A 24,420-nucleotide genomic window follows, 5' to 3' on the forward strand; every position below is an offset into this window, starting at 1 on the left:
ATAACCGGTATTGCTCTACTGCGGTCGACTACTAAATCCCAACCAGAACAACACCAGCAAAGTATGCTCAAAGATCACAACTACTGACTGTCATGTCCTGTCAGCCCTAAGACCAACCCCCAGGTATTGGGTAACACCTGAAAAACACAACAGCTCGTTTGCTTTTACTACTAAATGAATAAACGCAAGTTGCTTACTTTGACAGTATTGCTTTTGACAGCCTACCGTCCCAGCAAGCACCCACCTCTATTACTTGATCCGCTTTTTTAAAGAACTTCCCTTAACCTCCTCGGTCAGGGAGGGCGTATTATACGCCCTTAGCGTTGTTTGGCAAGGGCCTTAATGAAGGATTTATAAAGAAATCTGAACGCCTCTGAGAGGCCGTATTCCGGGCCTGTTTCCGGGCCTGTTTCCGGCCCCGTCCAGCCCGGCCCAGGTCGAGTTTCCCGAGAGAGCGTCGATGCAGCGGAGCCAGGGCGCCGCATGGGGCAGCTTCAAGCCCCTGCGGACTATAAGGCTTCAGCCCTGGCTGAGACAATTCCTGGCACATGCCGCGGGTGGCACCACGCCGCAGGCTCCCCGCGCTAGGCAGCAATCTTGACCAGATGAAAAAGCTTCTTGCCACGCTTGAGTACATAAAATTTGCCACTCAGGGCATTCTCCGGCCCCAGCTGAAACGCGTCAGAGTCCACCGGCTGTCCATTGGCACTGACTGCGCCGTTACCCAGAAACTCACGCGCCATGCGATTGGACTTTGCCAACTCCGTGGCGACCAGGGCCTCTACTATTGAATAGGGCCTGTCAGCCAGCGTTGTGCAGGGCAGCCCGTCCAGTTCCAGCTGCTCAAGATCCTGATCCGTGAGACTCTGAATGTCGCCGGAAAACAATGCCCTGCTGATCCGGATAGCCGCTTCCAGCCCCGCCTCGCCATGCACCAGCCGGGTGGCCTCTCTGGCCAGTATAGCCTGGGCTTCCGGCTTGCCCGTAGAAACCCGATCGGCGGCCTCGATGGCACGAATCTCTTCTACCGGCAGGAAAGTAAAGTAGTTAAGGAATTTATAAACGTCCGCGTCGGCCACGTTCAGCCAGAACTGATAGAAAGCGTAAGGCGAAGTCTTGTTGGGACTGATCCAGATCGTGCCTGACTCAGTCTTGCCGAACTTGGTCCCGTCAGCCTTGGTGACCAGTGGCAACGTGACGCCATACACCTGCTGCTGATGCAGCCGACGGGTGAGATCGATGCCGCCGGTAATATTGCCCCATTGATCACTGCCACCCACCTGCACTGTACAGCCGAAGCGCTTGTTAAGCTCGGCAAAGTCGTAGGACTGCAGGATCATGTAGCTGAATTCGGTAAAGGAGATACCGGCTCCTTCGCGTTCGATGCGCTGCTTTACCGATTCTTTCTGGATCATCGCGTTGACCGAAAAATGCTTGCCCACGTCACGCAGAAAATCCAGCACGCTGAAACCTTGCATCCAGTCCAGGTTGTTGACCAGCAGCGCGGAATTATCACCACAATCGAAATCCAGAAACTGGCTCAGCTGTGGCTTAAGACGCTCCACCCACTCCGCCACTACATCGGTCGAATTCAATTGCCGCTCACTGGATTTGAAGCTGGGATCTCCGATCATGCCGGTTGCCCCTCCCACCAGAGCAATGGGTTTGTGCCCGGCCTGCTGGAAGCGCTTGAGGGCCAGCAGCGGCACGAGGCTGCCGACATGCAGGCTTTCTGCTGTCGGGTCGAACCCGCAGTAAACCGTTCGACTGGCTTCACCGAGATGCTCAACCACTTCCTCGCCGCCAGCCAGTTGAGTGATCAACCCCCGGCTCTGAAGATCCGCAATGACGTCCTGGGCACCTGCTGCCATAACTTGAACCTGCTGCTTTCCAAACTGATTTCGTAGGTAGAACACCGCGGCCGGAGAAGCCTGCAGCCAGAAGGCGCCGGTGGTCGGGACAGGGTCCCTTGCCGGCCGCGGAAAAAGCAGGGATTCTACACCAGTGGGACTTTAAAAATCTCGCCGGGGAACGAATTGCCCGGAGAATTGTCAATTTAAGGTACCTCTGGTCAGTTACCGCAATGCACTGGTAGATAGAATGTCAGAGGTTTCTTAAGGGGAAAGCAGGACTGGTTCGGATAGTGTTACCAGTGCCTTGCTGCTACAATTTCATGTTTATGCGTGACACCGGCTGGCGGTGGCGCGCGAACAGTCAGGCAGGTATGAGTCCGATCGAGTTCACCAGGCAGTTTCTGCGCAGGTACTACCCCCGACAACATATGATTGCCGCAGGCTTCCTCAGTCTGCTGCTGGTCTTCATGCTGGCGCTGTCAACTCGCGATGCGAGCCATGCCAGCCAGCAACGTGCAGACCTGGTGCGGCCAGTCATCGATATCGATCAACTGCCAGGCACCGTTTCAGCCCGCGCCGCCACCCGACCCGGGCAGCAATCTGCAGCCGCGAGCACCACCCGGGCCGCTGCCGTCGACGACCAGCCGGTACCGGTTTACGCCGAGGAAGATACCGACAATCACGGCGAAGTTGTAAGAACACAGGAATCTGAAGCGTTACCCGGCCCGGGTGCTGACCAGCCTGGCTGGCAGCATGTGGTCGTCCAGCCCGGCGACAACCTGTCGACTCTCTTCAGTAAGGTCGGCCTGTCTGACCGCCAGCTGTTCCATGTGGTGAACAGCCACGAAGAGGCCAAGGTGCTGAATCGAATTTACCCCGGTTACAAGCTGAGCTTCCTCATTCCCGAGCCCGGCCAGCTTGAACAGCTGCAGGTGCTCAAATCACCGATGGAGGGCTATCTGTTTACCCGCGTAGATGGCTTCTATGATGTTGAGACCATCATTCGTGAGCCGGAAGTTCGACAGGTATTTAAACAGGGCACTATTACCGACAGTTTGTTCCTGGCCGGACAGCGTGAGCAGATCCCGGCCCTGACTATCATGGAAATGGCCGATATTTTCGCCGGGGTTGTAGACTTTATTCTTGATACCAGATTGGGAGACCACTTCAGCATCCTGGTAGAGGAAAATTACCTGGACGGTGAATTCGTCGGTACCGGCAATATACTCGCTGCCCAGTTCACCAACCAGGGGCAGCAATACATTGCGGTTCAGTATCAGAATGAAGCCGGTGATATCGGCTACTACAACCCGGACGGCGAAAGCATGCGCAAGGCGTTTTTGCGCACGCCCCTGGACGTGTTTCGCATCAGCTCCAATTTCAGCCCGGCACGCAGACATCCCATCCTGAATACAGTGCGCGCTCACAAGGGCACAGACTACGCTGCCCCCAGAGGAACGCCGGTCAGGGCCACCAGTGATGGCACCGTTACCCAGGCGTCGCGGAGCGGCTCCTTCGGTAACCTGATCGTGATCAGACACGACGGAGGCTTCGAGACCAAGTACGCACACCTTAACGGTTTTGCCAATGGCATCAAGCGCGGTATGCGGGTCCGGCAGGGCGACGTGATTGGCTTCGTCGGCAGCACCGGCAGCGCCACTGGCCCACACCTCCATTACGAGTTCCTGGTCAACGGCTCGCATCAGGATCCCCGCACCGTGCTGGACAAATTACCCCAGGCGGTTTCGGTTCCAGAACAGGAGCGGGGCAGGTTCCGGGAGCAGGTGATTCCCCTCCTGAAACAGTTCAATCAGATGCAGCGAACGCAGCTGCTCGCTCGACAGCAACTGGGTGCCGAGTAAGGGCCGCAATTCCATGGCAGAACACGCCTACTATATCGGACTGCTGTCAGGTACCAGCATGGATGCCATCGACTGCGCGTTAGTCAGTTTTGACAGCGGCAGGCCGGTGCTGCATGCCAGCCTGTCCCACCCGTATCCGCAGGATCTCCGCAAACGACTGTTTGCGCTGTGCACACAACCAGACATTTCCCTGCAAGGCCTGGGCGAGGCTGATATCGCGGTAGGCCAGCACTTTGCAGCCGCTGTTAACAACCTGCTGGCCAGAGAGAAACTGGAAGCAGGCCAGATCGAAGCGATCGGCAGCCACGGACAGACGGTATTCCACAAACCTGAAAAGCCGCTGCCGTTTACCCTGCAAATAGGCGATCCCAGCACCATAGCCTACAACACCGGCATCACCACTGTAGCGGATTTTCGCCGCAAAGACATGGCCGCTGGCGGCGAAGGAGCACCACTCGCGCCACTTTTTCACAAGCATGTTTTTGAGTCCGCTGAGCAGCGGCGGGTTATCCTCAATCTGGGCGGCATCGGTAATATCTCGATCATTGCCCAGGACAGGCCCTTTGTCGGCTACGACACCGGTCCAGCCAATGTTCTATTGGACTATTGGATCGACAAGAATCTGCATCAGCCGGTGGATCTTCAGGGTCAGTGGGCGAAATCCGGACAGGTGATCGACGAATTGCTGGAACTGCTGCTAGATGACCCCTACTTCGCAGCTGCCGAGCCCAAGAGTACAGGCAGAGAATATTTCAACGGCCAGTGGCTGGAGCGCAGGCTGGCGAAACTGACCAGCCCAGCTGCGCCGGCAGACGTACAGGCAACCCTGCTGGAGCTGACAGCCAGTACAGTCGCGATGGAAATTGAAAATCAGCTTGTAGCGGACGAAGTGTTTGTCTGTGGGGGTGGCGTTCACAACACCGCGCTGGTAAGCCGGTTGCAGCAGCTGCTTCCGGACAGCCAGGTAGCCTCGACGGCTCTACTGGGCATGGCTCCGGACTGGGTCGAGGCGATGACGTTTGCCTGGCTGGCACAACAACGAATGGCGGAAACCGCACTGGACACCACCGGTGTTACGGGCGCGTCCCGACCGGTCATTCTTGGTGGCGTCTATTTACCGGATTGATTTACCGGATTGACCTGCCCGACCTGGCGCTTACCGACAGCTCCCGGCTGTCAGTGTCAGTCCTGGCTGACCCGGTTTATCCGCTCAGATTGAAAAGGAGGAGCCGCACCCACAGGTGGTGGTGGCCATCGGGTTATCGACCACGAAGCGGGCGCCTTCCAGCCCCTCCACATAATCAATGCGCGATCCGACCAGGTACTGGAAGCTGAGTGGATCCACCAGCAGACTGGCGCCCCTGTTGTCGACGACAGTGTCGTCGTCGTTGACTTCTTCGTCAAACGAGAACCCATACTGAAAGCCGGAACAGCCGCCACCGGTAACGAACACTCTCAGCTTCAGGTTATCGTTACCTTCCTCTTCGACCAGACTATGAATCTTGGCCGCGGCGTTTTCGGTCAGGCTGAGCAAAACCGGTTCTTGTGATTCAACTACGGACATTTTAATACCACTATCAGAATTCACCATTTTCCGGCGTTGCAGAGCCGGAAGACGACCTAGTATACCAATAACCAAGGGTAACAGTCAGGTATTATATTGCGCCGCTACTCGCTGTTTTCAAGCCTCTCGCCGTTTTCCGGCAATGCCTGAGTATCCGCAGTGAGCTGCTTGGGAGCCAGGTCGGACGCAGACAGATGCATCAGCTTGCCATTAACCTCGGAGCCCATCACCATTTCAATCAGATTGTAGTAGACATTACCCATAACTACCGCCTTGGCAGCCAGTTCCACGTGCTTGGAGGAACGCACATCGCCCTGCACGAGCCCGTTGATAACGACAGAAGGCACGCAGATTTGCCCTTCTACCGAACCCTGGTCCACAACCCGGATCAGCGCCTCAGAAGCGTCGTCCGCGTAAATATTTCCCTTTATCTTCCCTTCCACAATCAATTCGCCACTGAAATGAACGTCACCAGCTATTTCAGTAGTATGTGAAATCAGGGTGTGGGCTGGTCCTTGATTGTCGGTCTTTTCTCCGGAACCGAACATGTCTTACTCTCCTTCTACAACCCAGTCGAATGCCTTGCTGACCGACTTGGCCATCGGCGCGGTAGCGACCGCTTTAACCTCTATCTGCTCTGGAACGAATCCGGGCAGCAGCTCCAGCTCGCCCTCGATGTTCTGGAAGTAACGAAACCTGAGCTTGATATCTAACTGATTTTCGTCTTCGGTCAAATCGCGCAGCGGGATGGAAACCCGCTGCCCCTCACGATTACCCACTACTTCGACATTTACATGCCCCGTCAGGTAATCGCCATCAGACTCCTCCTGACGCATAACCAGCTTGTAGCGAAAGCGACGCTCACTACCCGCCCGCTCCAGATCCATTTGTCCGACGACCAGCCCGACGTCCGCAAACTCGTCCGTCATCGCCTGTCGGTAATACTGAAGATTCTTTTCGAGGCTGGCAATATACTCACGCAGCTCCGTCATCGTGACCTGGATTTCACTGTTAGCCTGCTGATCCATAACGCTGCCGCGTTCCAACAGAGCCAGCTCCTGTCTCAGTGAAGCGTTTTCCGCTTCCAGATCAGCCAGACGCTGGCCGGCCGCACTGAGGTTGCCGCCCGCAAACCCTGTTTCGCGAACGCCAAGCCAGTGCCCCGTCAATGTGCCACCGATCAGCAGAGCGACCAGGGCGACAGCAGCCAGCAGGCGTCGACCAGGCCGATACGGCACAACCACCATTCGTTCCTGCTTGCTGCCTTTTACGACATTTGGCATAAGCCGACTTTCCGAAGTTCTTTATATAACAACCGGTTAATCCCGGTCAGGGCACCAGCGCGACATGCTGCAGCCCGGTGGTCTCGGGCAGCCCCAGCATGATATTCATGATCTGCACCGCCTGCCCCGAGGCACCTTTAATCAGGTTGTCGATGGCAGAAAGAACAACTACCCGGTTATTGTTAGGCAGGTAGTTGGCGGAAATCCGACAGATGTTGGCACCCCTGACATCACGGGTGGCCGGAAACTGACCCAGTGGCAGCACATCCACAAAAGCCTCGCCCCTGTAGAAGTCCTGGTAGATATCCTGCAGGTCCTCGGCGGTCACCTGAGCCCCACTCCTGACCGGGGCATAAAGAGTGGCGAGAATGCCCCGGATCATGGGCGTCAGATGGGGCATAAAAGTCAGATTGACGGCCTGTTTGCTGTGCCGGTTCAAGCCCTGCTCGATCTCGGGGCCGTGCCTGTGGCCATACACCCCGTAGGCTCTTATGGATTCACTGGCTTCCCCCACCAGGTAGTCGATAGCAGCCTTGCGGCCGGCCCCGCTGACACCGGACTTGGCATCGGCAACCAGTTGCGAAACATCCACCAGGCCGGCCCGCAGCAACGGAATAAATCCAAGCTTGACCGCCGTAGGGTAACATCCCGGAGCAGCCACCAGACGGGCACCGCTGATCTGTTCGCGATTCGTCTCGGGCAATCCGTACACTGCTTCCGGTATCAGGTGCGGACAGCGATGGGTAGTTTTATACCAGTGCTCCCAGACCTCGACATCCTCCAGACGGAAGTCAGCAGAAAGATCGATCACTCTGACCCCCTGATCCAGCAACGCGGGGACCGACTCCATGGCCACGCCATGGGGAGTAGCAAAGAATACGATATCACAGTCACCCAGTTCGGGGCTGTCAGGCGCGGCAAATTCCAGGTCGCAAATGCGGCGTAAACTGGGAAAAAGCTCGGCGACCGGTGTGCCCTGGCGCTCGCGTGAGGTTACCACGTCCAGACGAACATCCGAGCGGTTCGCCAGCAATCGTAATAACTCAACACCGGTATAACCGGTCGCACCAACCACACCTATTTTGACCACCTGTCTCTCCTTAATGGACTGACTGTCCAACCGCGGGGCCTGGCTGCCCGACTGCTTATCTGGCAGGCTGCCTGCCTGATTGACTGTGCGCCAGACGACCCGCAAAAACCCGATTCCCGGCAGCCAGGCGCAAGCCCGTGCCGGGCGGACCGGACTCGGTATCTTACACGCACCTTTCGATAATGCAAAAGCCAAAGGCGCCCTCCCTGGTGGGAATATTGACTACATGAGCAGCCCTGCCTGTGGTAACGTTTGCGTTCTCTGAATCACGAGGTAAATTCAAATGCTGTGGGTGAAATCCTTCCACATCATCGCTGTCATCTGCTGGTTTGCCGGGCTGTTTTATCTGCCCCGCCTGTTCGTCTATCACGCCATGAGCGAGGACCAGGTCAGCAAAGACCGCTTTACGATTATGGAGCGCAAGCTTTTCCGCGGCATCATGACGCCATCAGCCATCGCCACCGTAGCGCTGGGACTGTGGTTGATCTCCTTCAATCCCGCCTATTACCTGTCAGCCTGGTGGATGCATGCCAAGCTGGGCCTGGTGGCTGTCCTGCTTGTTTACCACGTGATCTGCTGGCGGATTCTGCTGGAGTTCCGTGATAACAGGAACACACGCAGCCATGTTTTTTATCGCTACTTCAATGAATTCCCGGTGGTTCTGTTAATTGCTATCGTAATTCTGGTAGTGGTGAAGCCGTGACCTGCATCCGCATTAACCAGCCGGTACGCCAGTAATGACCAATACCAAACCTAATGTCATGTGTTTTAGCGGACTCGACCCGACTGGTGGAGCGGGTTTGCAGGCAGACATCGAAACCCTTTTCAGCACCGGGTGTCACACATTGCCGATTGCTACCGCCCTCACCGTTCAGAATACACAGGATGCCAGCGGCATGTCACCGGTCGATCCGGCTCTCATCGTCGCGCAGGCCAGGACAGTATTGGAGGACGTGCCGGTAAACTGCTTTAAAATAGGCCTCACCGGCGATGTCGCCATCGTCGAGGTCATTCATACCCTGCTGCGGGATTATGCCGATATACCCGTGGTTGTGGACCCGGTGATCCGGGCCGGCGGCGGGTTCGAGTTTGGCTCCCGGGAGCTGGTTGAAGCCATTCGTTCGCTGCTGCTGCCACTTACCACTGTGTTGACACCCAACACCGAGGAGATTATGCAGCTGGCTCCCAGCGCAGACAGCATTGAAGCCTGCGCCAACGAGTTGCTTGAGACCGGCTGCCAGCATATCCTGGTAACCGGCGCCCATGCCGCAACGCCGGATGTGGTCAACAAATTTTTTTCCCACCATGAAGGCCTTTCTTTGTTTACCTGGCCACGTCTGGAACACAGCTATCATGGGTCCGGCTGCACTCTGGCCGCCAGCCTGGCTGGCTACCTGGCCCACGGGCTGGACCTGCGCGATGCAGTTCAACAGGCGCAGCGCTTCACCTGGGAATCCCTCAGCCACGGTACCCGTATCGGCTTTGGCCAGCATATTCCCAATCGAAGTGCCTGGAGCAAGCAGGGTTTCTAGGGTCGACGCGCTATGAAGCTGGCAGGTATCTATGGGATTACCGACAGTAGCCTGACACCGGGGCAATCGCTGCTCACGGCGGTAGAGCAGGCTCTTGAGGGCGGCATCAGTCTGCTGCAGTACCGGGACAAACAGTCTGACCCGGCACAGCGGCGGGCACAGGCCAAAGCCCTGCAGGTACTGTGCGCAGCCCATCAGGTACCCTTGCTGATCAACGATGACGTGCAACTGTGCCTTCAATCCGGCGCCGCCGGCGTACACCTCGGCCAGCAGGATACCGACATTCTTGCTGCCAGGCGGGCGCTGGGAGACCAGGCAATTATAGGCATTACCTGTCACGCAGACCTGGCGTTAGCCAGCCGGGCAGAACAGTCCGGCGCCAGCTATGTGGCCTTCGGCCGCTTTTTCCCCTCTCAAACCAAACCCGCCGCACCCCCCGCCGAGCTTGACCTGCTGGTCCGCGCTCGGGAGCGCCTTAGCATCCCGATCGTGGCAATCGGAGGCATAGATGCCAGCAATGCAGCAGCGGCCGTAGCGGCAGGCGCCGACATGCTGGCTGTGATAAATTACCTGTTTTCCGCCCGGGATATAGCATCCCGGGCTCGGGAATTGAACGCGATATACCGACGCATTACCCTTACTTGATCCAATCAGAGGATGTCATGACCCTGACCCAAAGCACTACCAGACACTCCACGGAACTTTACGACCAGGCCCTTCGCTACATCCCCGGCGGGGTCAACTCACCGGTGCGGGCCTTCAAAGGTGTCGGTGGCCACCCCCTGTTCTTCAAAGCCGGTCGGGGTGCTTACCTGATCGATGCCGACGACAACCACTACGTTGACTACGTGGGGGGCTGGGGTCCATTCATTCTTGGCCATTGTTACGCGCCGGTGATGGAAGCACTGCGGAAGCAGATGGAATTCGGGCTGGGTTACGGCGCCTCGACCGAGGCGGAAATACAGATTGCCAAGAGGATCTGCGACATCCTGCCGTCCATTGAAACCGTGCGCCTGGTCAATTCCGGTACCGAAGCCACGATGAGCGCCGTCCGACTGGCACGCGGCTATACACAACGGGACAAGGTGGTGAAGTTCGAGGGTTGCTATCACGGCCACGTCGACAGCCTGCTCGTCAAGGCTGGTTCCGGAGCACTGACACTGGGTGAGCCGGATTCTCTCGGAGTACCCAGGGCGTTCACGGAGCTGACCCATGTCCTGCCTTACAATGACGCACAAGCCGTCGAAGCCCTGTTCGCCCGGGACGGCGACCAGATCGCCTGTATCATCGTGGAGCCCATCGCCGGCAACATGAACCTGGTGACACCTGAGCCGGGATTTCTGCAAACGTTACGGGATGTCTGTGACCGGCATGGGGCGCTGCTGATTTTTGACGAAGTGATGACCGGCTTTCGCGTCGCCCTGGGAGGAGCCCAGCAGGTTTACCAGGTCAAGCCCGACCTCACCACCCTGGGCAAGGTGATCGGCGGAGGGCTGCCGGTAGGTGCTTTTGGTGGCCGCAGAGACATCATGGACCGCCTGGCCCCCAATGGGCCTGTGTATCAGGCGGGCACGCTATCCGGCAATCCACTGGCGGTAGCCGCCGGCCTGACCACGCTGGAGGAAATATCAGCGCCGGGCTTTTATGACGGTCTATCATCCTCTACCGCCAGGCTGCTGGCCGGGCTAAAGGAACGTGCCGATGCAGCCAAGGTGCCCTTTACAACCAATCAAGTCGGCGCCATGTTCGGGTGCTTTTTCAGCGGGGAGGATAAAATCAGCCGCTTCGACCAGGTCACCGCGTGCAACATGGGGCATTTTCAGACTTTTTTCCATACCATGCTCAAAAATGGAATATACCTGGCACCTTCAGCGTATGAGGCCGGTTTTGTCTCGGCCGCCCACGGTGACGAGGAAATTCAGCTGACACTGGGCGCTGCCGAGCTGGCCTTCGCCGCAATCGCGCAAAATAACGGATGATTCGAATTTAAGGGAATAAGCAACATGAAAAAATATCACGTATACGGCATTGGCAACGCGCTGGTCGACAAGGAATTCGAAGTCGAAGATGCTTTTTTCGCTGAGCATGGCATAGAAAAAGGCTTCATGACCCTGGTTACCCATGAACAGCAGGAGCAATTACTGGCGTTGCTGACCAGCCAAGTCGGCCTGCGCAAACGCTCCGGCGGCGGCTCCGCAGCCAACACCCTCTACGCCCTCAGCCAGTTTGGCGGCAATGCCTACTTCGCCGGCAAAGTTGCCAGTGACGAGACCGGTGATTTCTATGTACAACAGCTGGGCCACCACAACATTGAAACCAATCTGGGCGACGAGCGCGACCATGGCACGACCGGGCGCTGTCTGGTAATGATCAGCCCCGATGCGGAACGCACCATGCACACTTATCTGGGTGTCTCGGAAAATGTATCGATTGAAGAAATAGACGTCGAAGCTATCAGAGCTTCTGAATACGTTTATATTGAGGGATACCTGGTTACTTCACCTACCGCCAAGGCGGCGGTCAAAGAACTGAAGAGAGTCGCAGAGGCCAATGGTGTCAAAACAGCCATGACTTTTTCTGACCCGTCGATGGTGGAATATTTTACCGAGGCGGTGGCGGAAGTGTTAGGAGAAGGGGTCGATCTGCTGTTCTGTAATGAAAAAGAGTCCCTGCTGTGGACTGATGCGGCCGATTTCGAATCAGCCTGCGAACAACTGAAAAAGCAGGCCAGACAGTTTGTTGTGACACGGGGCGCTCGCGGGGCAAGATTATACGATGGCTCGCAGTATATCGACATCGGCGCCCACCCTGTGGACGCCGTGGACACTAACGGTGCCGGCGATATGTTCGCCGGTGCCTTTCTCTATGGGATTACCCACGGTCATGACTTTGAAACGGCGGGTAAACTGGCCAGCCTGGCATCGGCCACTACTGTCGCGAGCTTCGGCCCGCGCCTGCCAACCGAGGCGCATGAAAAGATCCTCAATCTGGCCGGCTTACGGGCTGACTGAACCTCAGGCCTGGCTCAGGACCTTGGGGTCCAGAAGAATACTTCCCATTCACGAAGTGGTTCTGAACCGGCGTACAGTGGCTCATCCAGCGTCCTGCCGGATTTGGCGGCCCATTGCTGCATCATCGGCAGGCGCCGCTCGTCGAGTATTTCTGTCGCGGTCATTTCATAGGTCTCATCACCGATACGCAGCAGGCCGTCACCGCCCCGCTCCCGTACTCGTCGCGCCCAGTAACCGTTATCCGGCCGGGTAGCGGTGATGACGCCGTCTGGCGTGCCCACCCATGAAAGGTAGATAACGAACGGCGGGAAGCCGGCCTGTTGCATCATCAGAGGACCTTGAACCTGCGCATTCAGTGGCGTGAAGTCACTGGGCGGTGCGGTGCGAGTTCCACCAATGAGGATACCGGGTGTACGGGCCAGCCCGGTGTTGGAAAGGTAAGGCGCCGTAAACATCCAGGCCAGAATACCCCCCACAATCACCACTCCAGCTGCAATGCCAGCGATCTTGCCCTTACTCATGATACATGCTCCTTATTGTTGTATGTGCTGTACGTGTAAGACGGACAGAAGGTAGCTCTCTCGTGGGCGAATGTCCAGACCACTCAGCATATTGGGCGTACGCGCCTTACCGCCATCAATTCTCTGCGGACATCGAGGTTGCTCAAAAAAGAAGTTTGCCCGGGCAGTAAATTAGACTACAGTGAGAACCAATAAAAATAACAGGCTGGCTTAGGGCCTGCCAACCCAGCCCCCCAATCACTAAAACCCGAAAATAAAACCCGAAAAGAGGTACCTCCATGAAACGTATGATTCTCGCGGCTATTGTTTGTGGCCTGTCACTGACCAGCGCACTGGCGCAAACCGTACCGGAACTGCCCTTCGAATCGGTACCTGATCCGTTAAAACTCCCGCCGGACCTGCACTTCGGTGAGATCGCCGGAGTGGCGGTCAATTCACACGGTCATGTTTTCGTGTTCTCGCGGGGCGGCAGCGCCCAGGGGCCAGCCTACATGGCCACCGCCGCACAGCTGCTGGAATTCGACGCCGAGGGTAACTTCGTTCGCGAAATCGGCAAGAACCTGAACGCCTGGTCCTATGCCCACGCGGTGCGCATCGACCCCCAGGACAACATCTGGGTAGTCGACAAAGGCTCCAACATGATTCTGCGATTCAGGCCGGAAGGCCACGTGGACTGGGTGTTCGGCCGTAAAGGGGAAGCTTCTCACCTGCAAGTGCCGCCTGACTACGAAACCCAGATGGCCCGTATGCTGGAGCGGATGGGCGTCGATATCGACATTCCTGAGGGCAAAAACCCTCGCATGCCGGTGCCAGTCCACCAGGACAATGTTTTTAACCAACCTACAGATGTCGCATGGGATTCCGAAGGCAATTCTTATTTCTCCGATGGCTACATCAACTCCCGCGTCGGCAAAGCCAATGCCCGGGGCGAGTGGGAGAAAAGCTGGGGCTCACTGGGTTCAGGACCCGGTCAGTTCGATACTCCCCATGGCGTTGCCGTGTCACCCGATGATGAAATCTATGTGGCTGACCGGGGCAATCGAAGAATCCAGGTTTTTGACCAGGAAGGTAACTACATCCGCGAATTCACCATTGATGTACCGGTTGACACCTCGCGGGGCAAGATCACTTACGGCCGCGAGAACCCACACGGAACAACGGGTTCACAATCTCCCGGCGCTCCTGATGCGCTGTGCATGACTCCAGGCCCGAATCCGGTTCTCTTTGTGGGCGACCTGTACCCCAGCCGCATCTACAAGGTTTCGCTACAAGGCGAAGTGCTGGGTGTTTACGGTCAGCCCGGAAGAAACCTGGGCGAATTCGGCTGGATACACGCCATCGCCTGCCCGTCGGAAGACGAGATCTGGGTCGGCGAGCTGATCAACTGGCGCGTCCAGAAACTGGTAACCAAAGATTAAAAAAAGCCAGTCGCGAGCGAACGCAAGACGAGGCGAATCCCGGCGAAAAAGCGCAGTTTACTTTTAGTAAAAGAGCATTTTGAGCTGGGATTCAACGAAGTATTGCGGAGCGCAGCGACAGACCAAGCCCCTTGGCGACTGTGGCGCGTCACGAGCGCAGCGAAGACACGGCAAAAATTGTTGAGATTGGCGAGTTTACTTTCAGTAAATGAGGCGATCGAAACAATTTTTAACGCAGTAATCGAAAGCGCAGCCGCTCCTCAGTTGCCAAGGCCGAGGTTGTCGATGAAGGATTTGACCCCATCAAACCAACCAGACTTGCGCGGGCTCTGCCTCTCGCCATGCTCCTCGTGAATACCCTGGAATTCCTCCAGTAACTCCTTCTGCCGCTTGGTCAGGTTGACCGGTGTCTCCACCACCACCCGGATCAACAGGTCACCGACAGATCCACCACGGACCGGCGTGACACCCTTGCCACGCAGACGGAACAGCTTTCCGGTCTGGGTTTCGGCAGGGATCTTGAGCTTCACGCGGCCACCCAGTGTTGGCACTTCCAATTCCCCACCCAGGGCCGCATCGACGAAACTGATGGGGATCTCGCAGTGCAGGTTGCGACCATCCCGAGTGAAGATAGGATGTGATCTGACTGAGACTTCGACATAAAGATCCCCTGGCGGGCCACCGTGAATACCGGCCTGGCCTTCGCCGGTCAGGCGGATTCGATCACCGGTATCAACGCCTGCGGGCACCTTGACGGACAGCGTCTTGCGCTCGTCGGTAGTACCGCGGCCATGACAGGTATGACAGGGATCCTTGATCTGCTGGCCGGTTCCACGACAACGGGGACAGGTTTGCTGCACTGAGAAGAAGCCCTGCTGCATGCGCACCTGGCCGACACCGTTACAGGTCGAGCAGTCCACCGGCGAAGTGCCGGGTTTGGCACCCGAACCATCACAGGTCTGGCAGGTTACCGTAGTAGGAATTTTAATCCGGGATGTGGTGCCGCGCACTGCCTCTTCCAGATCCATTTCCAGGGTGTAACGAAGATCGGCACCCTGACGCACATGGCTGCGTCGACCACCACCATGGCCACCGCCGAAAATGTCACCGAAAATGTCGCCGAAGATATCACTGAAGTCGGCGTAGCCGCCGGAAGTCTGCCCATCCACCCCGGCATGGCCATACTGATCATAGCGGGTACGTTTGGTGCTGTCCGACAGAACCTCGAAAGCTTCGTTGGCTTCCTTGAACTTGTCCTCGGCTTCTTTGTTGTCGGGATTACGGTCCGGGTGAAACTTCATCGCTACGCGTCGATAAGCTTTCTTGATCTCGCCTTCAGTCGCTTCCCGTGAAATGCCCAGTACTTCGTAATAATCTCGTTTCGACATAGGTTGTTCTACTCTCGTCTGGCTTACCTGGCCGGTCGGTGGAGTAACCCGATTACGGACACCCCTTAAACACGTTAACCCCGCACCTGCAGCCGACTCCTCTTAGCAGAGGAAACCACTGTAGCACGGGGTCTTTGTTTGAAGCAGAAAAGTCGGCGCCGGACCAATGTGGCCTGGCGCCAGCTGCCAAGCGCTTACTTGTCTTCTTCCTTCACCTCTTCGAACTCGGCATCCACCGCATCGTCCTCGGCTCTGCCGCCGTCCGACTCCGCTGCCCCATCAGAACCACCCTGAGAGGACTGGGCCTGCTGCTCGGCGTACATCTTCTGAGCCAGGTCGGAAGACGCATCGGTCAGGTCCTTGGTCTTTGCCTCGATGGCTTCCTTGTCGCCACTCTTGACGGCCTCTTCCAAGGCGGTAATGGCTGCCTCGATTTTCTCTTTCTCCTCCGCGGAAACCTTATCGCCACCCTCTTCCAGCGTCTTCCTGGTGGCATGCACCAGGCCATCCGCGGTATTGCGAGCGGTGATCAGCTCCTCGAATTTCTTATCGTCCGCCGAGTGCGCCTCGGCATCTTTGATCATCTTATCTATTTCATCATCTGTCAGACCACTGGAAGCCTTGATAACAATAGACTGCTCTTTTCCTGTCGCCTTGTTCTTGGCGGACACGTTCAGGATACCGTTGGCGTCAAGATCAAAAGCCACTTCAATCTGCGGCGTACCCCGCGGAGACGCTGGAATATCGGTCAGATCGAAGCGTCCCAGCGACTTATTCTGTGCTGCCTGCTTGCGCTCGCCCTGGACCACGTGAATCGTCACTGCAGTCTGATTGTCTTCCGCCGTCGAGAAAACCTGGGTCTTCTTGGTAGGAATAGTGGTGTTCTTTTCAATCAGGGTACTGGCCACACCGCCGAGCGTTTCGATACCCAGAGAAAGAGGTGTCACGTCTAACAGTAACACGTCATTGACGTCGCCGGACAACACCGCAGCCTGGATAGCCGCACCCATGGCAACCGCCTCATCGGGATTCACATCGCGACGCGCTTCTTTGCCAAAATAGTCAGCCACTTTTTTCTGCACCAGCGGCATACGGGTCTGACCACCAACCAGAATGACATCGTCTATCTTGGATACATCCAGGCCCGCATCCTGCAGGGCAATTTTAAGCGGTTCGAGAGTCCGGTCGACCAACCCCTCTACCAGAGATTCGAACTTGGCGCGGGTCAGCTTCTGTACCAGGTGTTTTGGACCACTGGCATCTGCAGTAATGTAAGGCAGGTTAATCTCTGTCTGCTGAGACGAGGAAAGCTCAATCTTGGCTTTTTCTGCCGCCTCTTTCAGGCGCTGCAGGGCCAGGGGATCACTGTGCAGATCCATACCGGATTCTTTCTTGAACTCATCCGCCAGGTAGTCGATCAACCGCAGATCGAAGTCCTCACCGCCCAGGAAGGTATCGCCATTGGTCGAGAGCACTTCAAAGGTGTGCTCACCATCAGTCTCGGCGATTTCGATAATCGAGATATCGAAGGTGCCGCCACCGAGGTCATAGACCGCGATAGTGCTGTCGCCACCTTTCTTGTCCATGCCGTAGGCAAGGGCCGCGGCGGTGGGCTCGTTGATGATACGTTTCACGTCCAGCCCGGCGATCCTGCCGGCGTCCTTGGTGGCCTGTCGCTGCGAGTCATTGAAGTAGGCAGGCACCGTGACCACCGCCTCGGTGACGGGCTCACCCAGGTAGTCTTCCGCTGTCTTCTTCATCTTCTTCAACACTTGCGCGGAGATCTGCGGCGGCGACATCTTCTCGCCGTTCACTTCCACCCAGGCGTCGCCGTTATCCGCCTTGACGATCTTGTAGGGCACCATCTTGATGTCCTTCTGTACGACCCCGTCATCGAACTGACGACCGATCAGACGCTTGATGGCAAACAGCGTATTGCTGGGATTCGTCACCGCCTGGCGCTTGGCCGGCTGACCCACCAGGGTTTCTTTGTCGCTCGTGTAGGCAATGATCGACGGCGTGGTACGATCGCCTTCGGCGTTTTCAATAACCTTGGGTTTGCCAGCATCCATTACAGCAACGCAGGAGTTGGTTGTACCCAAATCTATGCCAATAATTTTACCCATAATTCACTGTCTCCGATGTTTCTGCGCTGCTGTCGAACCTAGGTTGCGCTGCGAGCCGCTGTTCCAATCCACTAAGTTTTAAATCTGTCAGCCTTCCAGCTGCGCCGGCTTTGAGTCTGCCGGCCCTCATGATCGTCACAATTGACGCTATGTCCCTGAATATTGGCCCGCTTCAGCCAATTTCAAGGCCTGATGTACGGTCTGTGCCAGGAGGCAGCTGCCAGATTGCCTACTTGCTCACCATTACCATCGCCGGGCGAATGACGCGCCCATGCAGGGCATAGCCCTTCTGCATTACCGCGGTAACCGTGTTGGGCTCTACCTTGTCATTTTCCACGGTGGCCATAGCCTCGTGGCGCTGGGGATCGAACGGCTCACCCAGCGGGTCGATGGTTTCGATACTGAATTTGCGAAAACAGTCCTGGAAGCTCTTGAGGGTCAGATCCACGCCTTCCCGAATGGCTTTCAGTTTTCCCAACTCCACCCCGGCCCCGGCCTGCGGATCAGATTCATCCGGCCTGGCAGCCTCAAGAGACCGCTCCAGGTTGTCGATGACGCTCAGCAACTCCGTGGCAAAGCGCTCCTGACCATACTTATGGGCCTTTTCCACATCCAGCTCGGTCCGACGCCGCAGGTTCTGCATTTCAGCCTGCAGACGCAGCATGTCCTCCTGGTGCCTGCGGACCATATCCTCGGCCTCTTCAAGGCGGCGGAGGGCCTCACCCAGGTCTATTTCTGCCTGGCTCTCGATATCCTCCATGGTGGGAGATTCGGGCTCAGAACCCTCGCCTTCCACTTTGATCTCATAGGCTTTTTTAAGTTGCGCCTGAATCTCGGCCTGCGTCACATCATTGCCGTCTCTGCTTTCTTTCTGACTCTCGTCATTGGCCTGCGACGAGCCGGTTTGCGGGGAAGAATTTGTCTCTTCGCTCATTACCCTACCCTTCTATATCCTTGAACCGATGGTCTGACCCGGTGCTGTAACGGGGTCCGAAAGCCGTGTTGCTTCCAGACCACGCGTATATGGGGTCTGGTCGTTAAGTTTCAAGCTGATGATTGCTTTTAAGGAGCGTCTGATTAAGTCCGCTGCCGATAACCAGGTGACCAGCGCGATAATTTTATCCTCTGAAAGCTTTTCAATCCTGAAGCAGGGCCCATATACTTTCCCCATGTTAAGTCTGCTGACCATCAGGGATTACGCGATTGTCGACGCTCTCGATCTCGAGCTGAGCCATGGCATGACGGTTATCACCGGAGAAACCGGGGCAGGCAAATCCATTATCCTGGGCGCGCTGGGCCTTACCCTTGGAGACCGGGCCGATAAAGGCGTGGTGAGGGCCGGCTCGGAGCGCGCAGACATCAGTGCCCTGTTCAATCTGGCGGACAATCCCGCCGCCCGCGACTGGCTTGGGCACCGCGACCTGCTGGACCCCGACCAGGGCGCCGACACGTGCCTGGTACGCCGTGTGGTGCCGGCCGACGGCACTTCCCGGGCCTACATCAATGGTGTGCCGGTAACACTGGGCAATCTGTCCGAACTGGGTGAAATGCTGATGGACATTCACAGCCAGCACGAACACCATTCGTTGCTGCGCAAGTCCACCCACCGGCAATTGCTGGATGAGTTCGGAGTAGAAGCTAAACTGCTTACTGAACTTGGCAGTCACCACCGCGACTGGCAGCACAATCAACACCTTATGAAGCAACTGCAGGAGCAGGCCGAGGAACTGGATGCCCAGCGCCAGCTGATCAGCTATCAGGTAGAAGAATTGGATGAGCTGGCTGCAGGCGAGGAAGAGTTCAAGAATCTGGAAGAAGAGTTTCAGCTGCTCACCAACGCTGAAAGCAGCATGGCAACCCTGCAACAGGTGCTCACCCTGTGTCAGGATGACGAGACCTACAACATCACCCAGGCAATCAACCAGGCCAAAACGCTGCTGCGGGCGCTGCCGCAGGGTCTGCAACTGGGCAATGCGCTGGAGCTGCTGGACACCGCCGCAATCCAGATCGACGAAGCCACCAGTGACGTTGAAGATCGGCTCGAGCAAATCGAAGTCAACCCGGAGCGTCAGCAATGGGTGGACGAGCGACTCGCGGCGCTGCACAGAATGGCCAGAAAGCACAAAGTCCAACCGGAAAAACTGTATCAACTGCACCAGGGGCTGGCCGAACAGCTGCAGGGGCTCGCCCATTCTGATCGACAGTTGCGGGAACTCGGGGAAAAAGATGCGGAATTGCGCAACCTTTACACCGACGTAGCCAACCAGGTCAGCAAGCAGCGCAAACTGGCGGCGAAAAAGTTGGCCAGCAGTATCAACAAGCAGCTTGCCCTGCTGGGAATGACCGAGGCGCGCCTGGAGGTCAAGCTGCAACCGGTGCAGGCTGGCGACCCAAGCGCCACGGGCATGGAGTCCGTGGAATTTCTGATCAAGACAAATCCCGGGCAGCCGGCTCGAGGCCTGGCGAAAATCGCCTCGGGCGGGGAGCTTTCCCGCATCAGCCTGGCCATTCAGGTAATCACCGCGCAAACCTCGAAAACCCCGACCCTGGTGTTTGACGAAGTGGACGTGGGAATCGGCGGTGGTGTCGCAAGAGCCGTAGGCAAGCTGTTGCAACAGCTGTCAGAGCACACCCAGATCCTCTGTGTCACTCATCAGGCCCAGGTGGCCTCCCAGGGCCAGCACCACCTGGTGGTACGCAAGGAAACTCAGGGACAAACCACCCGCACCGTCATCACGGCCCTGGGGCAGCAGGAAAAGGTGAAGGAAATCGCCCGGATGCTGGGCGGCGAAGACTACACCAACGAGTCCCTAGCCCATGCCGAGCAAATGGTTGCCGGTTGAAAATAAGTGAGCAACCGAGCTAATTCGAAATAAGTGAGCAACCGAGCACGGAGCCAACGCCGCTATCGGGAAAATAGACCGCGAAAGACCTGTTACCCGGAAAAAGCAGCTACAGTCCAAGCCTTGCAAAAACGGGCGAGGAGCGAGGATATTTTCCCGAGAGCAAGGCGGCACCGCGCACAGGGCGCGAGCATATTGAAAATAAGTGAGCAACCGAGCACGGAGCCAACGCCGCTATCGGGGAAATAGACTGCGATAGGCCTGTTGCCCGGAAAAAGCAGCTACAGCCCAAGCCTTGCAAAAACGGGCGAGGAGCGAGGATATTTTCCCGAGAGCAAGGCGGCACCGCGCGCAGGGCGTGAGCTTATTGAAAATAAGTGAGCAACCGAGCACGGAGCCAACGCGGCTATCGGGGAAATAGACCGCTACTCGCCCGTTTTTTGGCAGGATGGGCAGAGGCCGTAGATATACAGGGAATGATCAGTAATCTCAAACCCCAGCTTCTCCGCAATCTTATCCTGCTGCGCCTCGATCACCTCGTCATAGAACTCCTCCACTTTGCCACACTTGGTGCAGACAATATGATCGTGGTGATCATCGGAGTTCAGTTCAAAGACCGAGTGGCCACCTTCAAAGTGGTGGCGCATTACCAGCCCGGCAGACTCGAACTGGGTCAGAACCCGGTACACGGTGGCCAGGCCAACATCTTCATCGGCCTCGATAAGTGCCTTGTAGACATCCTCGGCACTAAAATGCTTGTCTTCCGAGCCTTCCAGTATCTGCAGAATTTTTACACGCGGCAGCGTGACTTTTAGACCTGCATTCCGCAGATCCTGATTTTCCGTTGCCATATCACTCTCTCTCGAAGTCTCGGGACCCTGGCAATCAGCCGTGGAGACTCCATAACGTTGCAGGCATTTCGTCGAGCGAAATAGTGGGTTATTATGCCGCTTTAACCAGCCGGATGAAAGTTAGGGAGTCTCTGATTAACCACTGCAATGCGCCGGCAGTACGTTGCGGAAATTAATCAGAGGCTCTCTGGACCGGATTTCGCGGGATTATGGGCAAGTGCCGGAACCAATCCCGAAAGTCGCGGTCAGCTACTAAGACTCTCATTACTCACACTACGATCACTTTCGACACACCGGTTTAACGATGACAGTAAAAGCACTACCAGCTTTCCGGGCCCTCCTGCTCACCCTGGCCATGGCCGGGCTCAGTGCCTGCGGCCCCTTTCAGTTTCCGGGCGTGTACAAGATCTCCATTCCCCAGGGCAATATCATCACCCAGGACATGGTCGACCAGCTGCGGCCAGGTATGACCAAGCGTCAGGTCATCTTCGTCATGGGGACACCGCTGGTGCGAGATCCCTTCCATCAGGATCGGTGGGACTATGTTTACAACTTTCAGCCCGGCGGTGGGCAACGGGTCGGAGAGCGGGTCACGGTGTTTTTTCAGGATGACCAGCTGGTGCGCATCGCCGGCGACTATCAGCCCAACCCGGATGCGCTCAACTGAAGAACGCCCGGCCACCCCACTCCCTTCGTACCTTCCTGACAACAATACCACCAGGCAGCCCTTTGCGCAGCGGGCTGTCTGATGGCTGACACAGAGATGCTCAGAAGCGAATCAACCGATGGCCCGGGAGTAATAAGGGCCACCGGCTGACAGGCTCTGCATCAGTAGTCGAAGCGCAGGCCAAGCCTGAAGCTGCGACCGGGTTCCGGGGCATAATTCTTGAGAAACGAGGCATGATTGCGAATTTCCTCGTCCAGCAGATTGTCGCCTCGAATGAACAACTTCAACTCCGAGTCGCCCATGAGCTGCCAATGGTAATCGGCGTACAGTGACACCACCGTGTAGGCATCGGTGGGTAACTCAACCTTGCCAACATCATCCTGCTCATTGACCCGCGTGACATGCAGATGGGCGCTCCAGTCCGAATTGAAGAAGCGTAATTCGGCTCCCAGCTTGGCGGCAGGAATACGCGGGATATTCCCCCCCGAATCCAGTTCTGCCCGCACGAAGTCACCAAATACACTTAACTCCATGGAAGTATCACCGCGATCCAGCAGGGAAAAAGCCACCTCGCCCTCAATGCCCGTAAAGGTGGCATCGCGGGACAGGTAGCGCGCTATGGCCTGCTCTTCAAATTCCTCGCCGGTCAGATCGAGAAATACGAAATTATCAATCTCGTTACGGTAAACACTCAGCTGTCCCGTGAAAGGCCCTGCAAACCTACGAATGCCGAGCTCAATGTTGTTGGAAGTCTCCACATCAAGGTCCGGATTACCGATTTCCAGCAGATTGGTGGCAGCGTGCAGGGTGAATTGCTCCGGGTCACTGTAAACCTCGCAACCGCCGGCATCAACATTGGAATACAGCTCTTCCACGGTGGGGGTCCGCTGGGAACGACTCAGGCCGAGCAACACGTTGTTCTCATCATTGAGATCGTAGAGCAGACTGCCACTGAGACTGACAGCCATGTCACTATTGTCGCAACCGGACCCGGCATCTACGGCACCACGTTCCGCACGCACACCGAGTTCTGCAGTGTAGCGCCCGCTGGTCAGCCGTTCCACGCCGAAGATGCCGATGTTGCTGATATCCGATTCAGGGATGAAAGCTTCCTCGCCGATGGCGGAAAACTCAGTATTGGTCAGTTGCAACCCCCACACGCCGGAGCGATCGGCGGAGTGTGCATGGCTGAGCGTAAAGCGCCCTTCGAACCCCCTATTGGAATAAAGTGTTCCTGTTTCCTGATCACCGTCTTCGAAATATTCCACCTCACCGTGCTCGTAGTCGGTGAAACCCAGCGTACCATCGAATCGATCGAACCAGCTGTTGTCCAGATCCAGGCCGGCCCGCAGATCATAGCGGATTTTCTCCAGGTCAATACGCACGAACTCCACATCGCCATGGTCATGGCCTTCTTCATGATCGTCGTCATGGTCGTCTTCTTCGTGTTCTTCATGGTCCTCATCATGACCATGGCCGTGACTGTGAGTACCTCCCGGCAACCCGTAATCATTCTCCAGGATGTTAACTGAGAAACCGATGAAACCACGCTCTCCTACCCAGGACAGGCCGACGCTGCCACCCTCTGCCTCGGCACTGGAGTTACTGATAAACCCATTGGTGTTCTCGAATTCCTCTTCACCGTGTTCATCGTCGTGTTCATCCTCATGATCGTGGTCTTCTCCGAGTAACTCCGCAGTCAGTTCCTCGAGGGCTTCCAGACCCTCTTCGTCCAGCGCCAGGCCCGGGATGTCCACATCGCCACTCTCGCGCCTGAAAGCACTGACATGGAAGCCGTAATTTCCACTTGACCCGTCGAAACGAAACACGGTCTTGTTTTCGTCACTGACTGTGTTGTGACTCTGCTCGATGAAAAAAGTGGGCTCATCAATCAAGCGATCGGGTATTCGATTATCGATCACGTTTATTACGCCGCCCACGGCACCGCTGCCGTACAACAGCGTGGCCGGCCCTCTAATTACCTCAAGGCGCTCGGCCAGAGCCGGTTCCACACCCTCGGCATGATCCGGGCTCTGGTTGGAGGCATCGGTCACTCCCACGCCGTTGGTCAATACACTGACCCGGCTGGCACTCTGACCGCGAATAACCGGGTGCCCCAGACTGGGGCCGAACGAGGCATTGTTGACGCCGATTTCATTGCGCAGCGTGTCGCCAAGAGTATTGCCCACTTTCTCGCGCAGCTCCTCTCCGGAGAGCACTCCGACCGGTAACGCCGTTTCGGCAACATTGCTTTGAAATGGCACCGTCACCAGGATCTCCTCCAGGGCTTCTGAACGGTGGTTACTCTCTTCGGCAGCACCTGCCGTGGTTGTAAAGAGCACCGGTGTCAGTGCCAGACCGATGGCTCGGGATAGTTTTTGAGTCTTACTTGCTTTGAACATGTCTGCTCC

Annotated in this window: 21 protein-coding genes; 10 read left to right on the plus strand and 11 right to left on the minus strand. The window is 56.7% G+C overall.

What is annotated here, in order from left to right; genetic code table 11:
• Window positions 1–584 precede the first annotated feature (584 nt).
• Window positions 585–1,871 (minus strand): tyrosine--tRNA ligase, encoded by a 1,287-nt coding sequence (gene tyrS, locus R3F50_21245; protein ID MEZ5492811.1) that lies wholly within the window; start codon window positions 1,869–1,871, stop codon window positions 585–587.
• A gap of 353 nt (window positions 1,872–2,224) precedes the next feature.
• Between tyrS and R3F50_21250 the strand changes: the two genes are divergently transcribed.
• Window positions 2,225–3,715, plus strand: coding sequence for a peptidoglycan DD-metalloendopeptidase family protein (locus tag R3F50_21250; GenBank protein ID MEZ5492812.1), 1,491 nt, complete (start codon window positions 2,225–2,227; stop codon window positions 3,713–3,715).
• Window positions 3,716–3,728: 13 nt separating this feature from the next.
• Window positions 3,729–4,841, plus strand: coding sequence for an anhydro-N-acetylmuramic acid kinase (locus R3F50_21255; protein ID MEZ5492813.1), 1,113 nt, complete (start codon window positions 3,729–3,731; stop codon window positions 4,839–4,841).
• 84 nt (window positions 4,842–4,925) lie between these two features.
• Here R3F50_21255 and erpA read toward each other — a convergent pair whose 3' ends face one another.
• From erpA to argC, 4 genes are all read right to left on the minus strand, one after another.
• Window positions 4,926–5,279 carry an iron-sulfur cluster insertion protein ErpA gene (erpA, locus tag R3F50_21260; GenBank protein ID MEZ5492814.1) on the minus strand — a complete coding sequence of 118 codons (354 nt, stop codon included), beginning with the start codon at window positions 5,277–5,279 and terminating at the stop codon, window positions 4,926–4,928.
• A gap of 104 nt (window positions 5,280–5,383) precedes the next feature.
• Window positions 5,384–5,827, minus strand: a complete 444-nt coding sequence (locus R3F50_21265) for a polymer-forming cytoskeletal protein (protein ID MEZ5492815.1) — start codon at window positions 5,825–5,827, stop codon at window positions 5,384–5,386.
• 3 nt (window positions 5,828–5,830) lie between these two features.
• The gene (locus tag R3F50_21270) at window positions 5,831–6,562 is read right to left on the minus strand and encodes a DUF6776 family protein (protein MEZ5492816.1); all 732 of its coding nucleotides are present in this window, start codon (window positions 6,560–6,562) and stop codon (window positions 5,831–5,833) included.
• A 46-nt stretch (window positions 6,563–6,608) separates the two neighbouring features.
• Window positions 6,609–7,652, minus strand: a complete 1,044-nt coding sequence (gene argC / locus R3F50_21275) for an N-acetyl-gamma-glutamyl-phosphate reductase (GenBank protein ID MEZ5492817.1) — start codon at window positions 7,650–7,652, stop codon at window positions 6,609–6,611.
• A gap of 283 nt (window positions 7,653–7,935) precedes the next feature.
• On the opposite strand from argC, the gene hemJ reads away from it, so the two are divergent.
• The 5 genes from hemJ to R3F50_21300 are packed head-to-tail and all read left to right on the plus strand — an operon-like array spanning window position 7,936 to window position 12,195.
• Window positions 7,936–8,355, plus strand: coding sequence for a protoporphyrinogen oxidase HemJ (gene hemJ / locus R3F50_21280; protein MEZ5492818.1), 420 nt, complete (start codon window positions 7,936–7,938; stop codon window positions 8,353–8,355).
• 34 nt (window positions 8,356–8,389) lie between these two features.
• The gene (locus R3F50_21285) at window positions 8,390–9,184 is read left to right on the plus strand and encodes a hydroxymethylpyrimidine/phosphomethylpyrimidine kinase (GenBank protein MEZ5492819.1); all 795 of its coding nucleotides are present in this window, start codon (window positions 8,390–8,392) and stop codon (window positions 9,182–9,184) included.
• A 12-nt stretch (window positions 9,185–9,196) separates the two neighbouring features.
• The gene (thiE, locus tag R3F50_21290) at window positions 9,197–9,829 is read left to right on the plus strand and encodes a thiamine phosphate synthase (GenBank protein ID MEZ5492820.1); all 633 of its coding nucleotides are present in this window, start codon (window positions 9,197–9,199) and stop codon (window positions 9,827–9,829) included.
• 17 nt (window positions 9,830–9,846) lie between these two features.
• A complete protein-coding gene (hemL, locus tag R3F50_21295) occupies window positions 9,847–11,163 on the plus strand; it encodes a glutamate-1-semialdehyde 2,1-aminomutase (protein MEZ5492821.1) in 1,317 nt (438 codons plus the stop codon).
• Window positions 11,164–11,187: 24 nt separating this feature from the next.
• Window positions 11,188–12,195, plus strand: a complete 1,008-nt coding sequence (locus tag R3F50_21300) for an adenosine kinase (protein MEZ5492822.1) — start codon at window positions 11,188–11,190, stop codon at window positions 12,193–12,195.
• A gap of 14 nt (window positions 12,196–12,209) precedes the next feature.
• Here the strand turns inward: R3F50_21300 and R3F50_21305 are convergent, their stop codons facing one another.
• A complete protein-coding gene (locus tag R3F50_21305; protein ID MEZ5492823.1) occupies window positions 12,210–12,716 on the minus strand; it encodes a hypothetical protein in 507 nt (168 codons plus the stop codon).
• Between the two features lie 278 nt (window positions 12,717–12,994).
• Between R3F50_21305 and R3F50_21310 the strand changes: the two genes are divergently transcribed.
• Window positions 12,995–14,134 (plus strand): peptidyl-alpha-hydroxyglycine alpha-amidating lyase family protein, encoded by a 1,140-nt coding sequence (locus tag R3F50_21310; GenBank protein MEZ5492824.1) that lies wholly within the window; start codon window positions 12,995–12,997, stop codon window positions 14,132–14,134.
• A gap of 260 nt (window positions 14,135–14,394) precedes the next feature.
• Here the strand turns inward: R3F50_21310 and dnaJ are convergent, their stop codons facing one another.
• The 3 genes from dnaJ to grpE all read right to left on the minus strand — a co-directional run bounded on the left by dnaJ (window position 14,395) and on the right by grpE (window position 18,582).
• Window positions 14,395–15,522 (minus strand): molecular chaperone DnaJ, encoded by a 1,128-nt coding sequence (gene dnaJ, locus R3F50_21315; protein MEZ5492825.1) that lies wholly within the window; start codon window positions 15,520–15,522, stop codon window positions 14,395–14,397.
• A 194-nt stretch (window positions 15,523–15,716) separates the two neighbouring features.
• Complete coding sequence (gene dnaK / locus R3F50_21320) at window positions 15,717–17,648, minus strand: molecular chaperone DnaK (GenBank protein ID MEZ5492826.1); 1,932 nt, start codon at window positions 17,646–17,648, stop codon at window positions 15,717–15,719.
• A 229-nt stretch (window positions 17,649–17,877) separates the two neighbouring features.
• On the minus strand, window positions 17,878–18,582 hold the full coding sequence (gene grpE / locus R3F50_21325; GenBank protein MEZ5492827.1) for a nucleotide exchange factor GrpE: 705 nt from the start codon (window positions 18,580–18,582) through the stop codon (window positions 17,878–17,880).
• A gap of 118 nt (window positions 18,583–18,700) precedes the next feature.
• Between grpE and recN the strand changes: the two genes are divergently transcribed.
• Entirely contained in the window at window positions 18,701–20,491 is a 1,791-nt protein-coding gene (gene recN / locus R3F50_21330; GenBank protein MEZ5492828.1) for a DNA repair protein RecN, read from the plus strand.
• 425 nt (window positions 20,492–20,916) lie between these two features.
• Here recN and fur read toward each other — a convergent pair whose 3' ends face one another.
• On the minus strand, window positions 20,917–21,342 hold the full coding sequence (gene fur / locus R3F50_21335; protein ID MEZ5492829.1) for a ferric iron uptake transcriptional regulator: 426 nt from the start codon (window positions 21,340–21,342) through the stop codon (window positions 20,917–20,919).
• A gap of 304 nt (window positions 21,343–21,646) precedes the next feature.
• On the opposite strand from fur, the gene R3F50_21340 reads away from it, so the two are divergent.
• The gene (locus R3F50_21340; protein MEZ5492830.1) at window positions 21,647–22,009 is read left to right on the plus strand and encodes an outer membrane protein assembly factor BamE; all 363 of its coding nucleotides are present in this window, start codon (window positions 21,647–21,649) and stop codon (window positions 22,007–22,009) included.
• Between the two features lie 161 nt (window positions 22,010–22,170).
• Here R3F50_21340 and R3F50_21345 read toward each other — a convergent pair whose 3' ends face one another.
• Window positions 22,171–24,411, minus strand: coding sequence for a TonB-dependent receptor (locus R3F50_21345; GenBank protein ID MEZ5492831.1), 2,241 nt, complete (start codon window positions 24,409–24,411; stop codon window positions 22,171–22,173).
• Window positions 24,412–24,420 lie beyond the last annotated feature (9 nt).

The organism is Gammaproteobacteria bacterium (assembly GCA_041395725.1).
Classification (GTDB): Bacteria; Pseudomonadota; Gammaproteobacteria; order Pseudomonadales; family Pseudohongiellaceae; genus NORP240.

What these genes read in the sequence shown, in the direction of transcription:
- tyrS (MEZ5492811.1), bottom strand. Translation starts at nt 1,871, where the DNA reads ATGGCAGCAGGTGCCCAGGACGTCATTGCGGATCTTCAGAGCCGGGGG.
- dnaK (MEZ5492826.1), bottom strand. Translation starts at nt 17,648, where the DNA reads ATGGGTAAAATTATTGGCATAGATTTGGGTACAACCAACTCCTGCGTT.
- grpE (MEZ5492827.1), bottom strand. Translation starts at nt 18,582, where the DNA reads ATGAGCGAAGAGACAAATTCTTCCCCGCAAACCGGCTCGTCGCAGGCC.
- thiE (MEZ5492820.1), top strand. Translation starts at nt 9,197, where the DNA reads ATGAAGCTGGCAGGTATCTATGGGATTACCGACAGTAGCCTGACACCG.
- R3F50_21305 (MEZ5492823.1), bottom strand. Translation starts at nt 12,716, where the DNA reads ATGAGTAAGGGCAAGATCGCTGGCATTGCAGCTGGAGTGGTGATTGTG.
- R3F50_21265 (MEZ5492815.1), bottom strand. Translation starts at nt 5,827, where the DNA reads ATGTTCGGTTCCGGAGAAAAGACCGACAATCAAGGACCAGCCCACACC.
- R3F50_21340 (MEZ5492830.1), top strand. Translation starts at nt 21,647, where the DNA reads ATGACAGTAAAAGCACTACCAGCTTTCCGGGCCCTCCTGCTCACCCTG.
- R3F50_21250 (MEZ5492812.1), top strand. Translation starts at nt 2,225, where the DNA reads ATGAGTCCGATCGAGTTCACCAGGCAGTTTCTGCGCAGGTACTACCCC.
- hemL (MEZ5492821.1), top strand. Translation starts at nt 9,847, where the DNA reads ATGACCCTGACCCAAAGCACTACCAGACACTCCACGGAACTTTACGAC.
- R3F50_21255 (MEZ5492813.1), top strand. Translation starts at nt 3,729, where the DNA reads ATGGCAGAACACGCCTACTATATCGGACTGCTGTCAGGTACCAGCATG.
- erpA (MEZ5492814.1), bottom strand. Translation starts at nt 5,279, where the DNA reads ATGTCCGTAGTTGAATCACAAGAACCGGTTTTGCTCAGCCTGACCGAA.
- R3F50_21270 (MEZ5492816.1), bottom strand. Translation starts at nt 6,562, where the DNA reads ATGCCAAATGTCGTAAAAGGCAGCAAGCAGGAACGAATGGTGGTTGTG.
- fur (MEZ5492829.1), bottom strand. Translation starts at nt 21,342, where the DNA reads ATGGCAACGGAAAATCAGGATCTGCGGAATGCAGGTCTAAAAGTCACG.
- hemJ (MEZ5492818.1), top strand. Translation starts at nt 7,936, where the DNA reads ATGCTGTGGGTGAAATCCTTCCACATCATCGCTGTCATCTGCTGGTTT.
- R3F50_21285 (MEZ5492819.1), top strand. Translation starts at nt 8,390, where the DNA reads ATGACCAATACCAAACCTAATGTCATGTGTTTTAGCGGACTCGACCCG.
- R3F50_21310 (MEZ5492824.1), top strand. Translation starts at nt 12,995, where the DNA reads ATGAAACGTATGATTCTCGCGGCTATTGTTTGTGGCCTGTCACTGACC.
- recN (MEZ5492828.1), top strand. Translation starts at nt 18,701, where the DNA reads ATGATTGCTTTTAAGGAGCGTCTGATTAAGTCCGCTGCCGATAACCAG.
- R3F50_21300 (MEZ5492822.1), top strand. Translation starts at nt 11,188, where the DNA reads ATGAAAAAATATCACGTATACGGCATTGGCAACGCGCTGGTCGACAAG.
- R3F50_21345 (MEZ5492831.1), bottom strand. Translation starts at nt 24,411, where the DNA reads ATGTTCAAAGCAAGTAAGACTCAAAAACTATCCCGAGCCATCGGTCTG.
- dnaJ (MEZ5492825.1), bottom strand. Translation starts at nt 15,522, where the DNA reads ATGTCGAAACGAGATTATTACGAAGTACTGGGCATTTCACGGGAAGCG.